This window comes from Streptomyces sp. WM6372 (assembly GCF_001279655.1).
Lineage (GTDB): Bacteria > Actinomycetota > Actinomycetes > Streptomycetales > Streptomycetaceae > Streptomyces.
This window is the reverse complement of sequence record NZ_LGDB01000183.1, coordinates 95,542-117,372: the sequence shown is the minus strand read 5'-3', so window position 1 is coordinate 117,372 and position 21,831 is coordinate 95,542. Positions and strand designations below refer to the sequence as shown.

20 protein-coding genes are annotated in these 21,831 nt (G+C 70.8%); 11 read left to right on the top strand and 9 right to left on the bottom strand.

The genetic code is table 11. The features are described from left to right. The first annotated feature begins 4 nt into the window (after window positions 1-4). Both ADK52_RS18110 and ADK52_RS18105 read left to right on the top strand, forming a co-directional pair. Complete coding sequence (locus ADK52_RS18110) at window positions 5-2,842, top strand: M48 family metalloprotease (protein WP_053690862.1); 2,838 nt, start codon at window positions 5-7, stop codon at window positions 2,840-2,842. A 119-nt stretch (window positions 2,843-2,961) separates the two neighbouring features. Further along, window positions 2,962-3,246 (top strand): hypothetical protein, encoded by a 285-nt coding sequence (locus ADK52_RS18105; RefSeq protein ID WP_053690861.1) that lies wholly within the window; start codon window positions 2,962-2,964, stop codon window positions 3,244-3,246. Window positions 3,247-3,338: 92 nt separating this feature from the next. Here ADK52_RS18105 and ADK52_RS18100 read toward each other — a convergent pair whose 3' ends face one another. From ADK52_RS18100 to ADK52_RS18090, 4 genes are all read right to left on the bottom strand, one after another. Then, window positions 3,339-4,577 (bottom strand): FxsB family cyclophane-forming radical SAM/SPASM peptide maturase, encoded by a 1,239-nt coding sequence (locus ADK52_RS18100; RefSeq protein WP_053690860.1) that lies wholly within the window; start codon window positions 4,575-4,577, stop codon window positions 3,339-3,341. A 92-nt stretch (window positions 4,578-4,669) separates the two neighbouring features. Continuing rightward, window positions 4,670-4,897 carry a hypothetical protein gene (locus ADK52_RS42400; RefSeq protein WP_147419968.1) on the bottom strand — a complete coding sequence of 76 codons (228 nt, stop codon included), beginning with the start codon at window positions 4,895-4,897 and terminating at the stop codon, window positions 4,670-4,672. A 942-nt stretch (window positions 4,898-5,839) separates the two neighbouring features. Then, complete coding sequence (locus ADK52_RS18095; RefSeq protein ID WP_063783876.1) at window positions 5,840-6,241, bottom strand: hypothetical protein; 402 nt, start codon at window positions 6,239-6,241, stop codon at window positions 5,840-5,842. A 201-nt stretch (window positions 6,242-6,442) separates the two neighbouring features. Beyond that, window positions 6,443-7,096 (bottom strand): GNAT family N-acetyltransferase, encoded by a 654-nt coding sequence (locus ADK52_RS18090; protein WP_053690858.1) that lies wholly within the window; start codon window positions 7,094-7,096, stop codon window positions 6,443-6,445. Between the two features lie 272 nt (window positions 7,097-7,368). Between ADK52_RS18090 and ADK52_RS18085 the strand changes: the two genes are divergently transcribed. The 7 genes from ADK52_RS18085 to ADK52_RS18055 all read left to right on the top strand — a co-directional run bounded on the left by ADK52_RS18085 (window position 7,369) and on the right by ADK52_RS18055 (window position 14,077). After that, window positions 7,369-8,166, top strand: a complete 798-nt coding sequence (locus ADK52_RS18085; protein WP_053690857.1) for a hypothetical protein — start codon at window positions 7,369-7,371, stop codon at window positions 8,164-8,166. A gap of 244 nt (window positions 8,167-8,410) precedes the next feature. Continuing rightward, window positions 8,411-8,776, top strand: coding sequence for a VOC family protein (locus ADK52_RS40205; RefSeq protein ID WP_078988419.1), 366 nt, complete (start codon window positions 8,411-8,413; stop codon window positions 8,774-8,776). A gap of 83 nt (window positions 8,777-8,859) precedes the next feature. Continuing rightward, window positions 8,860-9,135, top strand: coding sequence for a hypothetical protein (locus ADK52_RS18075; protein WP_053690855.1), 276 nt, complete (start codon window positions 8,860-8,862; stop codon window positions 9,133-9,135). 307 nt (window positions 9,136-9,442) lie between these two features. Next, window positions 9,443-10,096 (top strand): 2Fe-2S iron-sulfur cluster-binding protein, encoded by a 654-nt coding sequence (locus ADK52_RS18070; RefSeq protein WP_053690854.1) that lies wholly within the window; start codon window positions 9,443-9,445, stop codon window positions 10,094-10,096. Beyond that, complete coding sequence (locus ADK52_RS18065) at window positions 10,093-11,109, top strand: FAD binding domain-containing protein (RefSeq protein ID WP_053690853.1); 1,017 nt, start codon at window positions 10,093-10,095, stop codon at window positions 11,107-11,109. The genes ADK52_RS18070 and ADK52_RS18065 overlap by 4 nt, the downstream gene beginning before the upstream one ends. Window positions 11,110-11,154: 45 nt before the next feature. Then, a complete protein-coding gene (locus tag ADK52_RS18060; RefSeq protein WP_053690852.1) occupies window positions 11,155-13,317 on the top strand; it encodes a xanthine dehydrogenase family protein molybdopterin-binding subunit in 2,163 nt (720 codons plus the stop codon). Window positions 13,318-13,711: 394 nt separating this feature from the next. Then, the gene (locus ADK52_RS18055; RefSeq protein ID WP_053690851.1) at window positions 13,712-14,077 is read left to right on the top strand and encodes a PRC domain containing protein; all 366 of its coding nucleotides are present in this window, start codon (window positions 13,712-13,714) and stop codon (window positions 14,075-14,077) included. Window positions 14,078-14,217: 140 nt separating this feature from the next. On the opposite strand, the gene ADK52_RS18050 is transcribed toward ADK52_RS18055, so the two are convergent. Both ADK52_RS18050 and ADK52_RS18045 read right to left on the bottom strand, forming a co-directional pair. Continuing rightward, the gene (locus ADK52_RS18050) at window positions 14,218-14,730 is read right to left on the bottom strand and encodes a hypothetical protein (RefSeq protein ID WP_159045971.1); all 513 of its coding nucleotides are present in this window, start codon (window positions 14,728-14,730) and stop codon (window positions 14,218-14,220) included. 231 nt (window positions 14,731-14,961) lie between these two features. Beyond that, window positions 14,962-16,137: an FAD-dependent oxidoreductase gene (locus tag ADK52_RS18045; protein WP_053690849.1), complete on the bottom strand. Its 1,176-nt coding sequence runs from the start codon at window positions 16,135-16,137 to the stop codon at window positions 14,962-14,964. A 110-nt stretch (window positions 16,138-16,247) separates the two neighbouring features. Here ADK52_RS18045 and ADK52_RS18040 point away from each other — a divergent pair, with 110 nt between their 5' ends. Beyond that, window positions 16,248-16,874, top strand: coding sequence for a TetR/AcrR family transcriptional regulator (locus tag ADK52_RS18040; RefSeq protein WP_053690848.1), 627 nt, complete (start codon window positions 16,248-16,250; stop codon window positions 16,872-16,874). 151 nt (window positions 16,875-17,025) lie between these two features. On the opposite strand, the gene ADK52_RS18035 is transcribed toward ADK52_RS18040, so the two are convergent. From ADK52_RS18035 to ADK52_RS18025, 3 genes are all read right to left on the bottom strand, one after another. Continuing rightward, window positions 17,026-19,998, bottom strand: a complete 2,973-nt coding sequence (locus ADK52_RS18035) for a trypsin-like peptidase domain-containing protein (protein WP_053690847.1) — start codon at window positions 19,996-19,998, stop codon at window positions 17,026-17,028. Next, the gene (locus tag ADK52_RS18030; RefSeq protein WP_053690846.1) at window positions 19,988-20,281 is read right to left on the bottom strand and encodes a trypco2 family protein; all 294 of its coding nucleotides are present in this window, start codon (window positions 20,279-20,281) and stop codon (window positions 19,988-19,990) included. Before ADK52_RS18030 ends, ADK52_RS18035 begins: the two co-directional genes overlap by 11 nt. 206 nt (window positions 20,282-20,487) lie before the next feature. Beyond that, window positions 20,488-21,045, bottom strand: coding sequence for a TetR/AcrR family transcriptional regulator (locus tag ADK52_RS18025; protein WP_053690845.1), 558 nt, complete (start codon window positions 21,043-21,045; stop codon window positions 20,488-20,490). A gap of 82 nt (window positions 21,046-21,127) precedes the next feature. On the opposite strand from ADK52_RS18025, the gene ADK52_RS18020 reads away from it, so the two are divergent. After that, window positions 21,128-21,724 carry a DUF2867 domain-containing protein gene (locus ADK52_RS18020; RefSeq protein ID WP_053690844.1) on the top strand — a complete coding sequence of 199 codons (597 nt, stop codon included), beginning with the start codon at window positions 21,128-21,130 and terminating at the stop codon, window positions 21,722-21,724. Window positions 21,725-21,831: the final 107 nt, after the last annotated feature.

Genomic DNA, 21,831 nt, shown 5'->3' with positions numbered 1-21,831 from the left:
GGCGATGGCCACCGAGCCGCTCCGGGTGAAGCCGGACGGACGGGCGATGCCCGCCGGGACGACCATGCGTTTCGTACTGCTGGTCATCCTGATGATCGCGAGCAGCAGCTCGATGCTGCCGATGGCGCTCACTGCCGCCGGCCTCAATGAAGGCACCCAGTGCCTGCGTGCGGCCGGAGTCGCCACCGGTGAGGCTCCCCCCACCGAGGTGCTCCGCAGCGCCGCCTACCAAGCCTGCATCGCCCAGCACGTGCAGCTGCCCTGGTGGATCGCGCCCGCCGTACCGGTCGTCTTGCTGGTCCTGGCCGGCGGACTCTTCTTCGTCCTTCCCCTCTGGAAGAAGCGCCGGAACCGGGTCGTCCCCCTGGCGGCGGTGGATCACGACGGCCGGATCCGGCATCAACTGGAACAGCTGGCAGAGGTAGCCGGGCTGAAGCGCGCTCCGCAGGTTGTCGTTGATCCATTCGCCGCCTCGACCGGCGCTGCGGTGTTCGGCAGCAACCGTCGTCCGACCATGTGCCTGCACGGTGGTCTGCTCGCCCGAAGGACCGTGGCGCCGGAGGACTTCGAGGCGGTGATCCTGCACGAGCTGGCCCACATCCGCAACGGTGACGTCACTCTCACCTACGCCACGGTCGCGCTCTGGCGGACCTTCATCGCCGCCGTACTCGTTCCCTACGCCGCGGGCTTCGGATTCCTCCTCTTCAACTCGTTCGCCCCGAAGTCGCCGCCCTATGAAATCGCACTGGGAGCGTGGCGTTCCCTCATCCTCCCGTTCCTCATGACGGTGGTCGTCTACCTGGCGCGGTCGGACGTGCTGCGCAGCCGGGAGTTCCATGCCGACCTCGCCGCTGCCCGTTGGGGGGCGAACCTGCGCGTCTGGGGGGCCGTCGAGTCAGCTCCGGTCGTACGGGTGCTGCCTCGCGCACTGCGTTCGTTCACCGAGCTCTGGCGCACGCACCCGCGGTGGGAATCCCGGCGAGAGGCGCTGGCCGACTCCACGCCGTTGTTCGAGGTTCCTGCCCTGCTGATGTTCCTGACCGGGACCGCGGCCGTTCTGGTCAACGGCCAGCTGTGGCAAGTCGTCGGTGCTTCCGGCCTGGCGGGTCAGTGGGTGTGGGATCTGGTCATGGCGCTCCCGCCTGCCGCACTGGTGACCGGAGTCGCGGGCATCGCTCTGTGGCGTTCGGTGGTTCACCGGCTGCTGACCGGGCGACGCAGGCTCTCCGGGGCATGGGCGGGCCTCTGGCTGGGCATCGGGATGGCGGTCGGTGAACTGTTCGGGGTCCGGATCGCGGTCAACCGGTGGATGCCCGGCGAGCCCGTGATGGTGGTGCTCGTGGTGCTCGCGGGACTGGCGTTCGCCTGGTGGGTCACCCAGTGTTCCCACCTGTGGGCCACGGTCTGGCGCGGTCGGACGATCCATCCGCCGATGATCCTGGTCGTAGCGGGGGCGTGCCTGGCGCTGTGCGCGTGGTTCTGGTGGTGGCAGGACTTCGGCGTGGTCCTCGCGAACGTACCGGGGCTGCTGGCCAACGTCGTCGGACCGGGCACCGAAGGGCTACCGGTGGATCCGGCCGGGCAGTACACCGCGATCCTCACCGCGACCGAACGCGCGGTGGCGCTGCTGGGCACCACGGTCGCCGTTCCGCTTGCGCTGCCGGCGGTCGCCGGGCTGTGGGTGGTGCCGCTGCCGGCCTGGACGGTTCACCAGCTGTCCTCGGGCTGGGCCCGTCGCGCCGCACCGGACATCGAGGAATCGGCGGTCCCCGCCGCACCGCTGCCACCGCTGCGTCGCGTGCTGCTCGCGGGAATACTCGGTGGTGTTCTGTGCTGGGCCGGCGTCGCCGGCGTGAAGGGCTACATGCACACGTGGCAGCCGCCGGTCCGGCTCCGAGGAATCGCCGGGGCCCTCCTGTTCCAAGACGGGGTGTGCGCAGCCCTTCTGATGGGAGCTCTGGTCGCAGCCCTTGTCGCAAGCCTGCTCGTCGACCGCTACCAGCTGATCGCCGCGCTCGTCGCAGCCCACGCAGCCGTGCTGGTGGGCTACGGCGGCGTATTCGTGCTGTCCGCGTCGGACGGTTGCATCCAGACCATCAGCACGTTCACGCCTGCCTGTGACTGGCGACCCGTCGCGACCTGGCAAGCCTTCCAGTACCTGCTCGGTATCCTCCTCGTCCTCGTCACCGTTGAGGCCATCGCCTCGGCCGCGGTCATCTCCGTCGCCCGGAGGGTGGTTGGACGAGGGACACGCCCTCCGACCTCCGCACCGGCCGGGAGGGAGTCCCGGGGGCCGGTCCTGCGCCGCTTGGTCGTAGGGGTGCTGTGCGCCGGGGCCGTCGGGGTTCCCGCAGCACTTCTGTCCCTCCCGGAACCTCGGGGGAACAGCGGGGAAGCGGCGTCCCCGAAACCCGCCCAGCATCCGAGGCTCGCCGCGCAGGAAGCGTCGGTGCAGGCGGCAAGCTGGTACGGCCTCGGTGGGCGGGACCTGCTGGTCCGCTACAACGCCGTCCTCCGACAGCTGGGTGATCTCGGGGCGGAAGCGAAGCAGTCCGCGGACGGCGACGCGCTGATCCTGTCCCGGCTCCGCCCGATCTGCGACGAGTTCGGAACGGTCGCGCGGGACGCCAACGCCTACTTCCCCGTCCCAGATCCTCGGAGCCGGCCGAGCTGGACGACGTTCACCACGATGGTGGCCAAGAGCAGTCAGGATTGCCTGAGCGGTCTCGACCAGAACGACAACACCCTCATCGCCACCAGCATGGCGGAGATCCAGCAGGCGACGGGCGCCGTCAACACGGTCATCGAGTGGGTCACCGCGAGCAAGGGAGCGAGCCCCTGAAATCCGGTTGCATGATGCGCCTGTCCGGGTGCCTTCCGGACGCCCGGCGGGCGAAAGACCCGCGGTGGGGGTATGTCGTTTCGCGCCAGGTGACCTTGGGACCCATGAGGAGATCAGCCATGTACGCAGTGGTTCGACGGTATGAAGGGGTGACTGATCCTGCCGAGGCGGGACGCCGAGTGGACGAGGGATTCGTGCCCCTCCTCCGCCAAGTCCCCGGATTCGTGGCCTACTACTGGGTTGACGTGGGGGGAGGAGCGATGATCTCCACCAGCGTCTTCGAAGACCAAGCCGGGGCCGAGGAGTCGGTGAAGAGGGCGGCAGACTTCGTCCGGGACAGCCTCGCGTCACTGCTGCCCAATCCTCCCCAGGTCATGGCCGGCCAGGTTGTGGCTGCTGGGTGACGATCTCCGTAGCGGTACGGATCCACGTCCCCACCATTCCGCGTGGTCGGGCGGGCGTTTTCGCTGGCTGCCGGCCGGGGGCCCTCGCCCACCTAACGCAGGAGTGCGTTGATGTCTGCGAGCACGGTTTCGTTTATGTGCAAGATGAGGCGCTTCAGGTCCGCGCAGTAGACGGATGGGTTGAGGTAGCCGGTTCCCTTTTTGTAGCGATGGGCGTAGAGGCCGCCACCGCATACGTTGCGTATGGGGCAGGCGTTGCAAGTGTCGCAGAGTCCTTCCGTACCCCGCTGGCGGGCGACCACGCCGGGATGCAGCATGAGCGAATCGATCGAGTCCCGATCTATGTGTGAACCTGTGATCTGGGCGCCTGAATAGGCGGATTTGAGCTGATGGCAGAAGTCGATTGACCCGTTGGTGTCGATCGTGAGCGAGCGGAACGGGCTCAGTCCCACGGTTTCCGCCCGGCTCTGGCCGCCAAGGATCAGGGCCAACACTTCGTCAAAGATTCGGACGGATGTGGGCTTGGATTCGGCGCGATACCAACGGTCGAATATCGGTATGAGCCAATCGGCGTAGGGTGTCCCACCCTGATCGCCCGACCAGAACGGCGGAGGCTGGGTCCAGTTTCCGTGAGGGAGCAGAAAGTCGACCATGGGCGACCCAAATGAAACCAAGGTGTCGTACGTTTCCACCGGGTCATTCTCGAGGTTAACGGTGCACAGCATCCCTGAGAACAGGTCGCCGTAGGGATCTTCGCGCAGAGCCGTAATGCCTCGCACTGCGGCGGCGAAGCTGCCCTGCCCGTTCGCGTACTTCCTATGGCGGTCGTTGTCTTCTTGGCTTCCGTCCAGGCTGATGTACACCTTGATTCCCGACGCGTGGAGCGCTTCCAGCATGGTGTCGTCGAGAAGGGTGCCATTCGTCGTGACGCGAAAATCGACGTCAATTCCATCGGGTATTTCTGCCCGAAACCTCTGCGCCAGATAGCGGATCATATCCGGCCCGGCCAAGAGTGGTTCGCCCCCGTGCAGTACCACTTTCACGACCTTGAGTTCGTCGCGATGGGCCTTGACGTGATCGGCCAGGCGAACGGCCGTTTGGTCTACGGTGGATTTCGACATGACCTTGCTCTGGTCTTTCCATGTCGAGTCGCCCATTTCGTACACGTAGCAGTAGTCGCAGGCGAGATTACACCTACTGTGAAGTTTTACAACGAATTCCACGAACGGCAGAGGTTTCCAGTTCGGATCGGCAAGTGCCCCGGTCGTCACCTCGATGGTGGGCCATTCCGTACTGGTGTCGCTTTTGCTTACGATCGGAAGGCTGCGCATCCCGAGCTCCTAGGCTGGTGGTGGATTGAGTCCGCGCGGCACCTTGAAGCGGTGCCGCGCGGAAATCACTCAGTACGGTCCGGATGGTTCCACTAGCTGTTGAAGTAGCCGGACGGGGTGGATGTCGGGTCATCGCTGAGTACACGCGCGATGGCCAACCCCAAGGCGCTGTTTTCCGAGATCTGTGCAGTGGCCCCTGATTCGTTCTCCGGAGATGATGCGGCGCTTGCCGCACCTGCGCTGAGAGTGAGTGCCGCGACGGTCGCAGCAGCCGTCAGGCCGGCCTTTTTCAGTAAGTCGCGCTTACCGTCATTCGACATGGAAAGATCCTTCCCGTTCGATGGCTCGATCTCTGAGATTGGCGCCCGGACGAGATTACATGTATGGCCCGGACCTCTCAGTGGGGCTCAGCGGCTGATTCAAGACGACTTGATTCCGGAGTTCGGAACTCCGATTCGCGAGGTTTTCGGACATGCCGGTGGGGCAGTCGGGCTGGTGCCCGGCCGTACGAATTGCATGAAAGCCGCTGGTAGTGGTGGTGCCCGTGATTCCCGATCAAGCTCCCATCCGGCGCTCCGAGCACGCGTCCGGGGGCAGGCTCCCTCTGATCCACACATTCAGTGCCGACGGGCCCTCATGGCCCGGTGCAGGGCTGTGGCCGGTAGGCCGTCCGGTTGTTCCGCCGGGCTTCCGGCTGGTCATGACACATTCGTTCGGCCCGCACCGGCTCTCGCGCGACGATGCCTGTGTATTGCGCACGGATATCCTGAGTCCGGGCGCCGAGACTGGCCAGAAGGCGACCGATGCCCGACCGTCCTTGTCGTGCATGCCGGCCGCTGATCCATCTTGTTCGCGTTCGCGGGCGGTGGCAGCTGGTGACGGCGTTGAAGTAGCGGGCGGGGCCGCCGGGATGACGCGCTTGGCCTGCTTGCGGCTGGGCTGGGCTGGAGATCGTCTGGGCAGGCCGCGGGGTCGAGGCTGGGGTCGGGCGCGGGGCCCTGGCGCGTCTCCGGATCTTCGCAGGCCGAGAATGCGGCGGGACAGGCCGCTCGGTGCGTGCGGGGGAGTCGTCGTCCGGGTACCGGGGCGTGGCTCCCGGCCCTGTGGTGCCGGCGCGGCAGCCGCCCCGGGGCGCCGGGCTGCCTGGCAGGTGCCCGACGGGCTCCGGGCCTGCACCCCGTGCCGTCTGGTGGCCTCGGGTGCCTCGCCCAGCCCGGCTTCACACCGGCCCGGGTGCGGCGCGGGTTTCGCCGTGCCCCCGCTCAGACCTCCTTGGTGGCGTTCAGGCGGGTGATCTCGGCAGCGTACTTGGCGGTGCGGACCGCCGCCGTGCCGGAGGCGTACAAGCCGGTGCCGAGCGAGGCCAGCGGGAGGGAGAGGAGCAGGGCGGCGAGTATCGGTCCCCAGTCGCGTTCGGCGTCGCAGCGCTCGCCCTCGTCCGTGAGGTACGACACCGCGTGGTCGCTGTCCTGGTGGAAGGCGCGGGACTCGCACTCGATGGGCTTGAACCGCTCGCCCCGGTCGATGCTGAAGGGGAAGACGAGCAGGTAGCCCACCCAGAGCCAGATGAGGGCGGCCGCGGCCATGAGTCCCCGGCCCCACCCCTGCTCGCGCAGGCCGCGCACGCGAAACTCTCGGTCATAGATCTGTGCCAATGAGTTCATGGGGGCGAAGCTAGCGCAGGCCGGTCACCCAGGACGTGGCCAGGTGCCCTGAGACGGTCTTCGCACGCGCCCGAGCCAGACCGTAGGGAGCAGGCTGAAGAGGTGCCGGCGAACTGCAACGCGACCTCCAGCCCGAACCGGCCTACGACGGACTACGCGTCGACGAGGCCGGGGGGAGGAGCGGCGGCTGACGCCCAGTCATCACTCGGCGGCATCCGACGGCTCGTACCAGAGGCTCGCCATCGGGGCGCACGGGGTCCAGCCCAGCGAGGAGTAGAGCGCCCGGCCCTCGGGCGTGCCGACCAGGATGCCCGTCCTTGCACCGGCCTCGTACGCGGTGCTCTGCAGCGTGCGCATCACCAGGCCGCCGAGGCCCTTCCGCCGGTGCTCGGCAGCGGTCTCGACCTGGTCGACCACGGCATGGGCGCCTGCCTGTGCGATCTGCCCCCGCGCCGCGAAATGCCCGGCGGGCGTGCGGACGAGCACCCGGCTGACGTCGCCCCGCGTCCAACTGGTGAGGGTGTATCCGGCCGGCACCTCAGGGCGCTCCGGTGCCAGGTGACAGACCATCAGGAAGCCGGGGCTGTCGATCCGCCAGCCCGGTCCGACCCAGGGCAGGACCGCCTGGTCCTCGGCGAACAGCTTCAGCCACGTCCCGGGCGCGCTCGTCGCGGCGACGATCTTGCGCACATCGCCCTCGGAGGGCTCCGGCAGTACGTGCCGGGCAACGTGCTTGGGCTGCCCGACGTCGATCGTCCACCCCCACGGCTCGTCGATCGGGTCCGAGCTGCCGCGGGAGACGACCCAGCCGTCGATCCACATCCGCACGAGCTCATTGATCCTGGTGTCCGGCATCGCCGCCCGCCCCCTGGGGTGTAATAGCCAATAGCGTGAAATGAACATTACGCGAGGGAGATGGGATCTGACCATAGGAGCCGGAGCCGGTCGCCCGATCAAGGGCCGCGAGGAGTACCGCCGGTGGCCCGGCAGAACCGCGGTGTGACGCATGGTGGGTGGCGGTAGGAAGCCCCAACCCCCCACGGGGGAACGTGCCCATGCAGCGGAGTGGCGGCGAAGCGTCCGGCCCCGAACGTGGCCGGTGGTTTCCGCTGGGGGACCATAGCGGCATGCCCGAGGAAACGAACCTGCTGTCAGCCCTGTGGCCGCTCGCGGCGTCGGGTACCACCGACTGGCTGCTGGAGCTGTGCGGCGACGGCGTGACCGGGTTCATGCCGCCGGCGATGCCCGAGGCCGTCTGGGTCCTCAACGCCATGTACGAACACGAGGACGGTCCGACCGAGGTGTCGTACCACGAGTACCGTCAGGCGCGTCTGGCGGACGGAACCGTCAAGCCCGACGCCCTTGCCGGCATCGACCTCGAAGTAGGCGTCGCCACGGGGGGCGGCCTGGGCCGCGCCGAGCCCCCCGGCAGCGGCTGGCGGCGGCTGCGCTGGGCGGAACTCGCCCTCCGTACCGGTGATCCCGTCGTGCCGGAAGGGCTGCTGCCCTCCTACCGCTGTTTTCCGAAAGCCAAGAAGGACGGCAGCCGGCCGCTCGGCATCGCTCCGCCCACCGAGGGGAGCCTGGACCGTACGACCTGGAACCGGCTGGTCGCCATCCTCACCGAGCACAGTCCCGCGGGGCCGGACACCCCGTGCCTGGCCTACTACAACCCGCTGATGCTCAGGGTCACCGACTTCGACAACCTCCATGTGCAAGCCGGTCGTCTCGGCGATGCCGAGATCCTCTACGACAACCCCGTGGCCGGCTTCAGCCCGTCCAACTTCTGGGCCGAGGACCGCTCATGGGCTCTGTGCACCGACTACGACCTGTGGGGTACCAAGGTCGTGGGCCCTCCCGTCCTCATCGAAGCGCTGCTCAACGACACCGTGGTCGAGGCGGTGACACTGCCCTGGGCGCGCTGACGACGAGCTGCGCCGCCATGACGCGCGACCGGCGAGGCGCAGGCGCAGGCGTAGGCGTCGGTGGCGAAGGTGAGGAGCGTCCCTCGGAGTGCCGCAAGAGCCGGATGGTGTGCGCTGCTTGGGTGAGCTGATGGTGATCAGGCGCGGTCGGACCGAGTGGACCCTGTCGGGCCCCCATGCCGGCCGGCCGCGTCTAAGGTGTGCATCACCAAGGTCCATCGATCGGTCCCGGAGGTGCCATGCCATGCCCCTGCAGATGAAGTTGACCGCGATAACGCTCGATTGCCCTGATCCGCTGGCTCTGGCGGCGTTCTATCAGCAAGCCACCGGCCTCGAACCTCACCCGAAGTCCGATGCCGACTTCGCCGGTCTCAGCCGTGAGGACGGCCTCTTCATCGGATTCCAACGGGTCGACCCTTATCGTGCTCCCGGCTGGCCCGATCAGAGCCTGCCCCAGCAGTTCCACCTCGACTTCGAGGTGGACGACCTGGATGAGGCCGAGGTCCGACTGCTGGAACTGGGTGCGGGCAAACCGGATCACCAGCCAAATGAGCGATGGCGGGTCCTCACTGACCCTGCTGGGCATCCCTTCTGCCTGGTCACAAGCTGACCACTGCTGCTGAGGCTGGGTGGAAGCCCGCCCGACCCGACCTCTGTGCCGACTGATTCGGACTCCTCGGTAGGGTCTGGGCAATGACAGGAAATCAGGGCCGCTGGTCAAACAGCGACCAGGATGGTGGCATCGAGGACGTGACGCTCCTCATCCTGGAATGGCTGGGTGAGCGGGGCGTGAACGCCATGATCAGGGTGGACGCCGAGAGGGTGGCCGACAACGCGCCGGCGTGGACGTTCGCCGCCAGTGGGGGTCCCTTGGAGCATGGCATGCGTGCTGATGGGAGGACTGTGCGGCAATGCATGTCCAAAGCCCTGTCCCAGCTGCGAGAGGCCGGGCTGCCGGTTCCGTTTTGACCTCCGCCTTCGCTCGCCTCTGGCTTCGGTCACGACGTCGGTCTCGGCGTCCCGGCAGCTTGCGGAGCGTGGTCGGCGCGCCGATGGCGCGCTGGAACGGGAGCGGCATCCACGGGCTCCGGACACGCTCGTGGACGTCGTAGGACTGCATCAACCGGATCGCGCGGCCTGCACGCAGTCCCCCTCCCGGCCGTGGGCCGTACGGGGGAGGCAGGCGGGGGCGTGCGCCGCGCTCGGGCGTGCGAGGGGTCAGGCTGGGCAGTCGAAGGGACATTCCCTCCCCCAACGGACGTCAAGGGAGCTCGTCGTGGCCCACGCAACCGACCCGCCCGCCCACCGGCCGGCATCCGACGGCGGCCCCGGACCGGCGCCGCGCTCGCCGGACGACGCGCTCGCCGGGGCCGCCCGCTCCCCTGTGACCCTCCGCGTCAACGGGGTCCACCACGACCTCGACCTGGACCACCGGGTCACGCTGCTCGACGCCCTGCGCGAGCACCTGGACCTGACCGGCGCCAAGAAGGGCTGCGACCACGGGCAGTGCGGTGCCTGCACCGTCCTGGTCGACGGTCGGCGCGCCAACAGCTGCCTGCTGCTCACCGTGGCCCTCGACGGCTGCGAGATCACCACGGTCGAGGGCCTGGCCGGCCCTGACGGCGCCCTGCACCCGCTCCAGCGCGCCTTCATGGAGTACGACGCCTTCCAGTGCGGCTACTGCACCCCCGGCCAGCTCTGCTCCGCGGTCGGCGCGCTCCGCGAAGCCGCCGCCGGCCACCCCTCGCACGTCACCGCCGCCGCGGCCGCGGTGGCACCCGGCCCCGCCGTGCTGACCTCCGAGGAGATCAGGGAACGGCTCAGCGGGAACCTCTGCCGCTGCGGCGCCTACCCGGCGATCGTCCGCGCCGTCGCCGATGCGGGAGCCCACGCCGAGGCCACCGCGACCGGCGCGGAGGTGACCGCGTGAAGCCCTTCGCCTACGTACGCGCCACCAGCCTGCAAGCGGCGGCCGACGCCTACGCCGCCCACCCCGGCTCCCGCTACCTCGGCGGCGGCACCAACCTCGTGGACCTGATGAAACTCGGCGTCGAGACCCCCGGCGCCCTCATCGACGTCTCCCGCCTGCCGCTGGACGAGATCCGCGAGCTTCCCGACGGCGGCCTGCGCGTCGGCGCGACGGTACGCAACACCGACCTGGCCGCCGACCCGCTGGTGCGCACCCGCTACCCGCTCCTCAGCCGGGCGCTGCTCTCCGGTGCCTCCGGCCAGCTGCGCAACGTCGCCACCACCGGCGGCAACCTGCTCCAGCGCACCCGCTGCGGCTATTTCCAGGACCTCTCCAAACCCTGCAACAAGCGCGAGCCCGGCAGCGGCTGCGGGGCCCTCGACGGCCTCCACCGCGACCACGCGGTACTCGGACACTCCGAGCACTGCATCGCCACCCACCCCTCGGACATGGCCGTGGCGCTCGCCGCGCTGGACGCCGAAGTCGAGCTGTACGGCGCGGCCGACAGCACCCGTACCGTCGCGGCCGCCGAGTTCCACCGGCTGCCCGCCGACCGGCCCGAGCAGGACACCGTCATCCGCCCCGGGGAGATCATCACGGCGGTGATCCTGCCCGCCGCCGCGCCGGGCGCCGTCTCCCTCTACCGCAAGGCCCGCGAACGCGCCTCGTACGCCTTCGCCCTCGCTTCGGTCGCCGTCGTCCTCGACCTCGACCCCGACGACGGCCGGGTGCGCCGGGTCGCCCTCGCCTTCGGCGGCCTCGCCCACCGGCCCTGGCGCGCGACCACCGCCGAGGCCCGGCTCACCGGCGCCGTACCGCACCCCGACGCCGTCCGCGCGGCCGTCGACGCCGAACTCGCGCAGGCGAGGCCCCTGCGCGACAACGCGTACAAGATCCCGCTCGCCCGCAACCTCGCCTGCGACGCCATCGCCGAGCTGGCCGGCACACACCCCGGTTCCCCCGCCACGCCCTAGGGGGTGACCACACCAGCGGCGCCACCGACCAGGAACAGGACCCTGATGAGCCCGACCTCCGCCACCCTCGAATCCACCGCCTCCCCGGCCGCCACAGCCGCCGCTCTCGGCACCTCCGTCCCGCGGCGCGAAGGCCGGGAGAAGGTGACCGGCGCCGCCCGCTACGCAGCCGAACAGCACCTGCCCCTGCGGGCCTACGCCTGGCCGGTGCCCGCGACCGTCGCCCGCGGCCGGATCACCGCCGTCGACACCGCCGACGCCCTGGCCCTGCCCGGCGTACTGGGCGTCCTCACCCCCTACGACGCACCCCGCCTGGGCCCCTCGGACGACCCCACCCTGCAACTCCTCCAGGACCTGCGGGTACCGCACCGCGGCTGGTACGTCGCCCTGGCCATCGCCGACACCCTGGAGGGGGCGCGGGCCGCCGCCGACGCCGTGCGCGTCACGTACGAGAGCGAGCCGCACGACGTCACCCTGCGCGAAGGGCACCCCGGCCTGTACACCCCCGAGGTGGTCAACGGCGGCTACCCCGCACACCGCGAACAGGGCGACCCCGACGCGGCGTTCGCCGCCGCGCCCGTACGCGTCGACGTCCGCTACACGGTTGCGCCCCTGCACAACCACGCCATGGAGCCACACGCCGCCACCGCCGACTGGGACGCCGAACGCGGCCACCTCACCGTCTACGACTCGTGCCAGGGCACCACGGTGGTGCGCAACGTCCTGGCCGGGCTGTTCCGGCTGCAGGAGCACCAGATCACCGTCCTGGCCGAACACGTCGGCGGCGGATTCGGCTCCAAGGGCACACCGCGCCCCCACGTCGTCCTCGCCGTGATGGCCACCCGGCACTGCGGACGCCCCGTCACGCTGTCCCTGCCCCGACAGCACATGGCCGCCACCGTCGGACACCGCGCGCCCACCCTGCACCACCTCCGGCTCGGCGCCCGCCCCGACGGCACCCTCACCGCCCTCACCCACGAGGTCACCACGCACACCTCGCAGGTCCGCGAGTTCGTCGAACAGGCCGCCGTACCGGCCCGGGTCATGTACGCCGTCCGGGACAGCCGCACCACCCACCGCGTCACCGCGCTCGACGTGCCCACGCCCTCCTGGATGCGTGCCCCGGGCGAAACACCCGGCATGTACGCCCTGGAGTCGGCCATGGACGAGCTGGCCGACGCCCTCGGCATGGACCCCGTCGAGCTGCGCGTGCGCAACGACCCGGCGACCGAGCCCGACAGCGGACGCCCGTTCAGCACCCGCCACCTCGTGGAGTGCCTGCGCGAAGGCGCACGCCGCTTCGGCTGGGCCGGCCGCCGGCCGCCCCGCCGCGAGGGGCCGCTCCTCCTCGGGACCGGTGTGGCCGCCGCCACCTACCCCGTGTACATCGCCCCTTCGGGAGCCCGGGCCCACGCCCGCCCTGACGGGAGCTACCTGGTCGAGGTCAACGCCACCGACATCGGCACCGGCGCCCGTACGGTCCTGGCCCAGGTCGCCGCCGACGCCCTGCACGTCCCGCTGGACGCCGTCTCGCTGGCCATCGGCAACAGCGCGCTGCCGCCCGGCCCGGTCGCCGGCGGCTCCACCGGAACGGCGTCCTGGGGCTGGGCGGTGCACGACGCGTGCACCGCGCTGACCGACCGGCTGGCCCGGCACCACGGGCCGCTGCCCGCCGCCGGGCTCTCCGCGTCCGCCGACACCACCCAGTCGGCGAAGCAGAAGTCCCCGTACGCGCGCCACTCGTTCGGGGCGCACTTCGCCGAGGTCCAGGCCGACACCGTCACGGGCGAGGTACGCGTCCGCAGGCTGCTCGGCGTCTTCGCCGCCGGCCACATCCTCAACCCGCTCACCGCCCGCTCCCAGTTGATCGGGGGGATGGTGATGGGGCTGGGCATGGCGCTCACCGAACACAGCGAGCTCGACCCGGCGTTCGGCGACTTCGCGGAACGGGACCTGGCCGCCTACCACGTGCCGGCCAACGCCGACGTCCCCGCCATCGAGGCCCACTGGATCGACGAGCACGACAAGCACCTCAACCCGATGGGCAGCAAGGGCATCGGGGAGATCGGCATCGTCGGCACGGCCGCGGCGATCGGCAACGCCGTGTGCCACGCCACCGGCCGGCGGCTGCGGGAACTGCCCCTGACCCCCGACCGGGTCCTGGCCGCCCTCGAAGCCGGGCCGGGGGCAGCGGGCCGCGCCGGATGACAGCCGGCCGCGCCCCGAGGCGGGCCGGTCCGCTTCCGGCCGCGCTGCCTGGCTGCGTGTGGAGGAGCGCGCCGGCCGCGTGATGGCGGGGGGATGCCACCACGCGGCTCGGGCCCGCTCGGGAACCCGTGCCGCTCACCGCCACGGACTCCCATGACCACGCTTATGGCCGGTCTCCGGCGGCGCAAACGGTGGGAACGCGGTTTTTCTCGGAGCGGGGCGACGGGCGCGGGGGCGGGGGAGTGGAAGTGGGAGTGGGAGCGGGCGAGTGGAGGCGGGTGGGGGAGTGGAGCCGCGGATCTCGGGGCAGGCGCGCCACCGACGGGGACTCCTCCGCCTCCGGGCCGCTGAGGGGGAGGGACCACAGTCCGATCGATCGAAGGAGTTGTTTCGCATGACGGAGAACGTGTGGGCCTACCGCGCCGGCGTCGACTACCTGGCGGCCGACCTCACCGGCTACGGGGTCGAGGCCCTCGACGGCAGGATCGGCAAGGTCGACAAGCACTCCGACGAGGTCACCGACGCCTACCTGGTCGTCGACACCGGAGTGTGGATCCTCGGCAAGGAGGTCCTGCTGCCGGCCGGCCTGGTGACCCGCATCGACCATGCGGCGGAGAAGGTCTACGTGGACCGTACGAAGGAACAGATCAAGGCCGCTCCGGAATTCCGACGGGACGAGCACCTCGGGAACGCGGACCATCACGCGGCCCTGGGCACGCACTACCTCTCCGGAATGCCGTTCGGGGTCCCGCCCGCCTGACCGGCGATGCCCCCGCGATGGTCCCGCAGCGCACGTTCGCGGGCCGCGATCGGGGTCGGACGCGATGTTCCAGCGGTGACCTGACCGCACCGCGGGGCAGCCACCCGGCCCGGTGGCTGCCCCGCGCGCCAGGACACCTGCTAGTTGTCGGGGAAGGGTACGGGGACCGGGTCGGGGATCACCCCGATCAGTACGACCGAGCCGTTGATCTGGGCGACATCGCCGATCGCTTCTCCCTCGGCGTAGATGGCGGCGAGCAACGGGATGAACAGCGCGTCGAGTTCAGGGAAGTCCTCGACGGCGTCGCCCAGGACCTTTTCAAGAGCCGATGCGGCGCTCGTGACCATGGCGACGGCGTAGGGGTTCAGGTGGATCTTGTACCCCAGGTCCAGGAATCCGTAGAGCTCGCACCAGATGTTCGGGCCGTCGTCCAGGGACTGCGGATCGGTTCCGCGCAGCTCGGCCCGGATCGCTTCGTCCACGACCACGGCCGGCAGCGCCCTCGCTTCCATGGCCCGGCGCACGGACCCCTCCAGGTCGAGCCCCGCTTCCAGGCCCCTGCTCTGTGCCTGCTTGCGCGCGAAAACCTCCTGGATCTCTTGAACCCTGGCCTGGACCTGTTCCTTTCCGGGCTTTCCAGCGCTTCCGGTCATGATCCCCCTCGCTTTCCGGTGGCCCACCAGTGGACGCCATCCATTCAGCCCGATCCGCCCCTGCCCGTCCACCATGCGATCCAGCCATATCGTCCTTGTCATACTTTGGCCCCATCATTCGGGCCGGGTCACCTGGACACCAGGGGCAACGGCCGCGGCGCGAACACCTTTTCGGGGTGGGGGTGGCGATGGCGGTACGGCTGTCGTTTCGGGGCGCCGCCGCGGTCGACGTCAGTGGTGTTGCGTCATGTGAGCGAGGGTCATGGTGGCGCTGTCGGGGGCGAACGCGCTGTCGATTCCCTCTGCGGCGCCTTCGGCGGCCTGAATGGAGCGGGGCAGCAGGGTGGCTTCGTAGGCGCGGACGGCGTCGTCGATGGTGCGCCCTTCGATGATGGCTCGGGCGAGGTCGGCGCCGTCGAGCATGGCGAGGTTGGCGCCCATGCCGGAGAAGGGCGACATGAGGTGGGCGGCGTCGCCGAGGAGGGTGACGCCGGGAGTGTGGGTCCAGGTGTGGGGGACGGGCAGGGCGTACAGGGGGCGGTTGGTGTAGCCGGAGTCGGCGTCGGTGATGAAACCGAGCAGGTCCGGGCTCCAGCCGGCGAACTCCCGGCCGAGGGCTGCGCGTACGGCGGCGGTCTCGGTCAGGTCGAGGCCGGCGTGCCGGTGCCAGTCCAGGTCGGTGCGCATGCCGATGTAGATGCGGATGTGGCCGCGGCTGTTGCGCTGGGCGACGAAGCCCCGGTTGTCGTCGAGGGCCATCATGGTGCCCTGGCCGGTGAGTTCGGCGAGGCGCGGGTGGCGGGTGTCGGCGTCGTCGAGGCCGGTTTCGACGAAGGTGACGCCGGTGTAGCGGGGCGTCGCGTCGGATACCAGGCGGCGCACGGTGGACCAGGCGCCGTCGGCTCCGATGGCGAGGTCGGCGTCGGCGCTCGTGCCTCCTGCGAAGTGCAGGCGGTGGATGCCGTCGCCGAGGGCTTCGGCCCGGGTGAGCTTGTGCCCCCAGCGCACGGTGTCCGGCGTGAGGGAGTCGAGGAGGAGGTCGCGCAGCTGTCCGCGGTCGATCTCGGGATTGCCCTCGGCCGGATCGCCCTCGGCCGGATTGCCCTCGGCCGGATCGGCCTCGGGCGGGAGGGCGTCGAACAGGATGCGGCCGTCGCGGCTGACCAGGCGCATCTGCTGGCCTTCCGGGCGGGCCTGGGCGAGAAAGGCATCCAGGAGTCCGGCCTCGCCCAGGGCTCGCTGGCCGGAGTCGGGGTGCATGTCGAGGGTGCCGCCCTGGTCGCGGGCGGTGCGGGACCTATCCAGGTCGTAGACGGTCGCGGTGATGCCGTGTTGCTGCAGGACGCGGGCGCAGATCAAACCGCCGGGGCCGGCTCCGATGATCGCGATGCGGGGGGTGGTCTCCATGGGGTTGCTCCGTTCGTGGCACTCGGAAGGGCTTCAGAAGAGCACACCAACCCAATAAGTGCAACGACTCAACTTTTGTAGTTGGGCAACCCAAGCGGTAGGCTCCTCGTATGAGCGACATCGTGAGTGACACGGCGGCCGGCATCCCGCCGACGGCGCCGACGGGGCGGCGTGAACGCAAGAAGGCCGCCACCCGCCAGGCCCTGGCCGACGCGGCCCTGCGACTCTTCCTGGAGCGCGGGTACGAGCAGGTCGGCATCCGCGAGATCGCCGATGCCGCCGACGTGTCCACCACCACGCTGTTCAAACACTTCCCGGTCAAGGAAGCCCTCGTCTTCGACGAAGACGCCGACCAGGAAGCCCTGCTGGTGGCCGCCGTACGCGAGCGCCCCCCGGGCCGGTCCATCCCCGCTGCCCTGCGCGAGCATGCGCTGCGCCGCCGCACCGCGACAGCGGGCGGCGACACCCACTTCACCGCGTTCCTCGAACTGGTGGACAACACCCCCGCCCTGCGCGACTACGCCCAGCGCATGTGGCTCCGCCACGAAGCCGCGCTCGCCCGTGTCATTGCCGATGAGAGCGGACTTCCCGCCGACGACCCGGCATGCGTCGCCCTCGCCCACTTCGCCCTGGAGGCCCCCCAGGCCGCCCGGGGGCAGGGCGACCCTCGTCAGGCCGTCGCCCGCGCGTTCGACCTCTTGGAGAACGGCTGGAACTCCGTCATCCCGGGCGCCTGAGCACCCCACCGTCCTCCCGCGCACCCGGCTCCCGTACGTCCGTCACCGGTACACGGGGCCGCCCGCCGTCCTCACGGGCGGCGGGCCGGCGCGTCTCCGAGGAGCCGAACGCCACCGATCGGGCTGCACGGGGCAGTTCGGCGGAGCGCCGTCAGGCGTGGTCGCGCAGGTACTCGGCCTGCGCGGTCAGCCAGGCCGGGCGGACCATCTCCACGTTGCCGCCGGCGCCCTGCGCAGCCCGGTCCAGGGCATCGGCCGCCGTACGCGCAGCGGGCACCAGCCAGGCGCGGGCCGCTTCGGCGAGGGCCCGCGCCGCCGCGGCCTCGGCGGCCCCGGCGCGGTGCAGGGAGGCGGCCGAACGCTCGGCCGCCTCGACGGCCTGCCCGTACCGGCCCAGGGTCCACTGTGCCCAGGCCGTGTTGTAGAGGACGACGCCCTCGGTCCGCGGGTTCTCCATGGCCGATGCCGCGCGCAGCGCCTCCTCCAGGCAGGCCAGGGCCGCCTCGGGACGGCCCAGGGCGAGCAGGGACACGCCCTTGGCGTTCAGCGCGTAGTCCGTCGCCTCCTGGACGCCGGCGGCCGCGTAGGCGCGTACGGCCCGGTCGCCCGCCGCGATGGTCTCCTCCCAGCGGCCCAGGGTCAGCAGGGCCGTGAAGCGGGCGTTCCAGGAGCGGGCTTCGGTGAGCTGATCGCTTGTGGCCGCGGCGAGTTCGCCCAGCCGGTCGGCGCCCGCCAGGGCCGCCTCCCCGTCGCCGAGGGTGCTGTGGGTGAGACTGAGACTGAGGACCGCGTGGGCCTCCGCTTCGGCATCGCCGTTCTCCCGGGCCAGCTCACCGGCCCGGGCCAGCGACCCCGTCGCGTCCTCCAGGCGCCCCAGCTGCCGGTGCGCGTCGCCGAGGCCGAACACGGCCTCTTGGAGCGCGCGACGGTCCTCGATGCGCTCGGCCACCTCCGCCGCCTCGGTGAAGAGTTCGAGCGCGTGCGGCAGCGGGCCGGCGCTCAACCGGGCGTGCCCGAAGCTGATGAGGTGGGCCAGTCGTGCCCGGTCGTCGTTCACTCGTTCCTCCAGTGTCAGGTGCATCGAGATCGCGGAGAGCACGGAGCCGTGCCACACCATCCATTGCCCGATCGCACCGAGGATCAGCGCCGCCTCGTCCATGTCCCCGGCCCGCACCCGGTGGTCGAATGCGCGCCGGTGGGCCTGTACGTCGTCCAGCGTGCGCCAGTCCCGGCGGGGCGGGGCGATCCGCGCGTACCACTCGGCCGCCCGCCGCTCCAGCGCATCTCGCCCCAGCGGGCCTTCGGCCGGCAGGGCGCCGTACGCGAGGTCGGCGTCCATCGGGTGCAGGGCGTAGGCGCGGGTTCCCCGGTCCACCGACAGCATGCGCATCCGCAGCAGGCCGGACAGGGCAGCCGTGACGTCGAGGGCGGGATCGAGGCCGCCGGCGATCCACTCGACCGCCTCACGCGGCGCGGGGGTGCGCAGCACCGCGAGGACGCCGAGCACGCTGCGGCTGTCGGCACCCAGCCGTTGCTGGCGGTCCTGGGCCAAGCCGGCGACCACATCACCGCGCAGGGTGAAGTCGTCGAGGACGTCCTCCAGCGTCGGCAGCATCAGGGTGTCGTCGGCCAGGGCGCCCACCAGCAGTTCCAGTGCGCGCGGCACTCCGTGGACGCGGACCGCCGCCCGGAGCAGCTCCTCGTCCGAGAGCCGCGCCACACCTAGGGTGCCGTCGTGGTCGAGTTCGCGCAGCAGCGCGACGGATTCGGCGGGCGGCAGACCGTCGGTCAGCTCGACCTCGGCGGCGAACCGGCGCAGCTCGGGCGGCAGGCGCAGCGGCAGCTGCGAGGTGACCAGGAGCCTCGGTGTGCCCCGGGCCCGGAAGAGGCAGTCGAAGAAGGTGTCGAGTTCCGCGTCGTCGAGCCGGCCGTCGTCCGAGAGCCGGTCCTCCAGGTTGTCGACGAGGATCACGAAGAGCCGGTCCGCCATCGCGGCGAACAGCTCATCGATCTTGTCCGGCACGGGGCGGTTGGCAGCCCACACCTCCAGCAGGCGTGCCTCGTGCGCGGGGCCCAGGGCGCGGGCGCAGTCCAAGTAGAGGCGTTCGAGGGAGACCCCGGAGGTGCGGGTGCTCAGGTTGACCAGGCCCGCCGGAAGCGGCGCCTGGGCGTGGCCCGGCCACTCGCCGCGTTCCAGCAGCTCCATGACCTTGGCGGCGACCGCGCTCTTGCCGATGCCCCGGCGTCCGGTGACCGTGACCATCCGGATGCCCGGGTCCGCGAGGTGGCGGCCGATCAGGTCCCGGGCCTCGGCCCGGTCCTTGAACAGCTCCAGGCCGTGCGCGACCGGCAGCCCGATGACCTTCGACGAGGCCGGCGGGCCCGGGGCGTACGGGCCGTCCGGCTCGGCGCCGGCGTCCGGCAGGGCCGCGTGATCGGGGATGGCCAGCAGCGCGGCCAGCTCCGTCCGGGCACTGTCGGCGACGCGCTGCAGGGTGTGGTCGATGCGCACCGCCGTGAGCCGGCCGAGGCCTTCTCCGCGGTGGTGTTCGGCGACGACCCCGACGAGGTACGGCCCGGCCCACACGGCGGCCCCGGACATCCCCGACCAGGGTGATACCGCGGGGTCGGGGTCGGCGGCCGCCGCCGGGACCGTGATCTCCAGGGTTCCGGTGCGCAGGTTGGACAGGGCGGCCACGGTTCCGTCGGCCTGGTGCAGTTCCCGGAACTGCCTGCCGTCGGCGCCGCGTCGGCGCTTCCACAGCGGGAAGCCCGCCGCGTGGACGTCGATGACGGCGTGGCGGTCGTCGCCGATACGGCCGAACAGCGCGGACGGGACCGGCGCCGCGCCCGGCGCGGCCGTAAAGGTCAGCACCGCGACGTCCGTTCCGGGATCCGACCAGGCGAGCTCCGCCGTAGCGGCCCACTGGCCCGGCCGGTCGGCGTCGAAGCGCACCAGCACCTCTGCCGCGCCCGCCACCACGTGGAACGCGGTCAGTACCGCCGTGTCGCCGACCCGGTACCCCGAGCCCCGCCGCCCGCCTCCGGCGGCGGTGGTGACGATGACCTCGGCGATGCGGTGCGGGTCGAGTCCGCCGCGTCCGGCGGCCGCCTCAGCGCTCACCGACCAGCTCGTCCCCGGAGATCAGGGCCATCTGCTCGGGCGCGTCCGCCCGTACGGGCTGGAGCGTGAGGGTCAGCTTCTGGGTGACGGTGGCCGAGCGCTTCGCGGTGGCGCCGGCGTCGAAGACCCAGAACCGCACCTTCACGCCCGGTTCGTTGGTCCGCTCCACTCCCACGGTCAGTTCCAATTCCACGCGCTCCGCCTTGAACTTCAGGTCGGATTCCTCGCCGGCGGACATCGCGAGGCTCAGCTCCCGGCGCAGCTGCGCAATCATCTCCGCCAATTCGACCGCATCATTCACAGGAGCCCCCAGGCCGATCCGCATGTCAACTACCCACGATAGTAGTCAACATCATCGCGGATCAGCGCACGCCGGTGGCCCTGGCGGCCTCCCGCACGCCTTCCGGATGGCGCTCGCCCCGGGTGGCCCGGCTGCGCTCCGCCGCCAGGCGCCGGGCGCCCATCCTGACGCGTCCAAGTCGGCCGGCATCAACGCAGGAGCCACTGCCTGGTCCGGGCCATGACCTCGGCGCGGGAGCGACCGGGGTGGTCGGCGGCGATGAAGTGGTAGCCGATCCGGAGGGAGAAGGCCAGCATGCAGCGGACCTCGACCTCGTCCTCGTCGGGGCAGAAAGAGCGGAAGAGGGAACGCAGGTAGTCCATGCGGCGGTTGTCGCAGCGCCGGAGGCGCTGTGCGACGCCTTCGTCGCGCCGGGCCCAGTCGCGGATCGCGAGGTCGGCCGCGACGCCCGTCATCGGGCCGTCGGCGGACGAGGCGATCGCGAAGAGGCGCTCCAGCTTGACCCGCGCGTCTCCTCCGCCGCTCTCGACCTGCTCGATCACCGACTCGCTGACCCTGCGCTCCCAGGTGTCGAGCATCTCCGTGAGCAGCGCGCCCCGATTGTCGAAGTACCCGTAGAAGCCGCCCTTGCTGACGCCGAGCGCCTGAGCCAGGGGTTCGATCCGCACGGCTTCCGGGCCGCCGGCGGCCAGGGCCTTGAGCCCCTCCTCGATCCACTTGTCGCGAGGCGTCCGCGTCACGCCCATGATGTACCTCCCTCGTCTATACGGTGCCGTATAGATGGTGCTAGCTTGATCTATACGCCATCGTATAGACAGGGGCCAACGAATGAGACTCCCCATAACCGCGCACACCTCCCGCCCCTGGCGGATCCACGAGATCGCCGGAGACTTCCGGATCGAAGACGTGTGGGCACTCCCGACCCCCGGCGGCCCGGACGACCTCGCGCGACTGGTGGACCAGTTCACCCACGGCACCGGGGAGCCGGTCTCCGCCCCGATCCCGCGGATGCTCTTCGCGATCCGCTGGAAGCTCGGCAGGCTCTTCGGCTGGGACAAGCCCGGTGCCGGGGTCGGCACCCGTGTGACCTCGCTCCGGAACCGACTGCCCGAAGACCTCCGCGAGGGCCCCCGGGGCGAGGACCCCGGCGCGGTCCCCTTCACCTCCGTCTACCAGACCCACGACGAGTGGGTGGCCGAGATGGGCAACCGGACCGTGCACGGCCTGCTGCACATCGGCTGGGTCCCCGACGGAACCGGCGGCTACCGAGGCCAGATGGCCGTCCTGGTGAAGCCGAACGGTCCCCTCGGCGCCGTGTACATGGCAGCCATCAAGCCCTTCCGGTACCTCGGCGTCTACCCGGCCCTGATCCGGGGCATCGGCCGCGAGTGGCAATCAACCGCCGCCGAACGCAACGCGCCTTGACCGAACGCCTCCGTACATGCGCGGACGCCGATCCGGTACGTCCACGAGCCGCCGTCGAGCCGCCGGCGTTCGTGGAGGCGTACGCGCGAACCGCCCACCGGGGCGGA

Bases quoted from the DNA above. Each gene is read 5' to 3' on its own strand.
- ADK52_RS18085 (WP_053690857.1), top strand. From the start codon at position 7,369: ATGCCCGAGGAAACGAACCTGCTGTCAGCCCTGTGGCCGCTCGCGGCG.
- ADK52_RS18060 (WP_053690852.1), top strand. From the start codon at position 11,155: ATGAGCCCGACCTCCGCCACCCTCGAATCCACCGCCTCCCCGGCCGCC.
- ADK52_RS18075 (WP_053690855.1), top strand. From the start codon at position 8,860: ATGACAGGAAATCAGGGCCGCTGGTCAAACAGCGACCAGGATGGTGGC.
- ADK52_RS18045 (WP_053690849.1), bottom strand. From the start codon at position 16,137: ATGGAGACCACCCCCCGCATCGCGATCATCGGAGCCGGCCCCGGCGGT.
- ADK52_RS18105 (WP_053690861.1), top strand. From the start codon at position 2,962: ATGTACGCAGTGGTTCGACGGTATGAAGGGGTGACTGATCCTGCCGAG.
- ADK52_RS18020 (WP_053690844.1), top strand. From the start codon at position 21,128: ATGAGACTCCCCATAACCGCGCACACCTCCCGCCCCTGGCGGATCCAC.
- ADK52_RS18095 (WP_063783876.1), bottom strand. From the start codon at position 6,241: ATGAACTCATTGGCACAGATCTATGACCGAGAGTTTCGCGTGCGCGGC.
- ADK52_RS18090 (WP_053690858.1), bottom strand. From the start codon at position 7,096: ATGCCGGACACCAGGATCAATGAGCTCGTGCGGATGTGGATCGACGGC.
- ADK52_RS42400 (WP_147419968.1), bottom strand. From the start codon at position 4,897: ATGTCGAATGACGGTAAGCGCGACTTACTGAAAAAGGCCGGCCTGACG.
- ADK52_RS18110 (WP_053690862.1), top strand. From the start codon at position 5: ATGGCCACCGAGCCGCTCCGGGTGAAGCCGGACGGACGGGCGATGCCC.
- ADK52_RS18040 (WP_053690848.1), top strand. From the start codon at position 16,248: ATGAGCGACATCGTGAGTGACACGGCGGCCGGCATCCCGCCGACGGCG.
- ADK52_RS18025 (WP_053690845.1), bottom strand. From the start codon at position 21,045: ATGGGCGTGACGCGGACGCCTCGCGACAAGTGGATCGAGGAGGGGCTC.
- ADK52_RS40205 (WP_078988419.1), top strand. From the start codon at position 8,411: ATGCCCCTGCAGATGAAGTTGACCGCGATAACGCTCGATTGCCCTGAT.
- ADK52_RS18055 (WP_053690851.1), top strand. From the start codon at position 13,712: ATGACGGAGAACGTGTGGGCCTACCGCGCCGGCGTCGACTACCTGGCG.
- ADK52_RS18050 (WP_159045971.1), bottom strand. From the start codon at position 14,730: ATGACCGGAAGCGCTGGAAAGCCCGGAAAGGAACAGGTCCAGGCCAGG.
- ADK52_RS18100 (WP_053690860.1), bottom strand. From the start codon at position 4,577: ATGCGCAGCCTTCCGATCGTAAGCAAAAGCGACACCAGTACGGAATGG.